The sequence below is a fragment of the Rhodococcus sp. CX genome, assembly GCF_015865005.1.
In the GTDB taxonomy this organism is placed as follows: domain Bacteria; phylum Actinomycetota; class Actinomycetes; order Mycobacteriales; family Mycobacteriaceae; genus Rhodococcus.
In genome coordinates this window covers 25562-25862 of sequence record NZ_JADZGH010000186.1, presented here as the reverse complement: position 1 = coordinate 25862, position 301 = coordinate 25562, and the positions used below count along the sequence as shown (strand labels likewise).

Genomic DNA, 301 nt, shown 5'->3' with positions numbered 1-301 from the left:
GGCGCGCGGCACTGTCGCGTCTGAGCGGGGAGGGGGCAGAGGCGTTGCGTGGGCAGTCGATGCCTTCCTGACGGCCTCCCGGGTGTGCGAAACCCCATCGCGTCGCTCACTGCGAACCGAGCGGCCCGGCCGGTACGTTGCGCTTCATGACCACGCGCGCCCAGCGGCTCGACGAACTGCCGTTCACCCGCAGACACACCAGGCTGGTGCTCGGCTCCGGCATCGGCTGGGCGCTCGACGCGATGGACGTCGGGCTCATCTCGTTCGTGATGGCCGCCCTCGCCGTGCAATGGAACCTCAG

At 70.1% G+C, this 301-nt stretch carries 1 pseudogene; it reads left to right on the top strand.

What is annotated here, in order from left to right:
• Positions 1-146 precede the first annotated feature (146 nt).
• Positions 147-301: pseudogene (locus tag I0Q12_RS20115) on the top strand (MFS transporter); the annotation flags it as partial.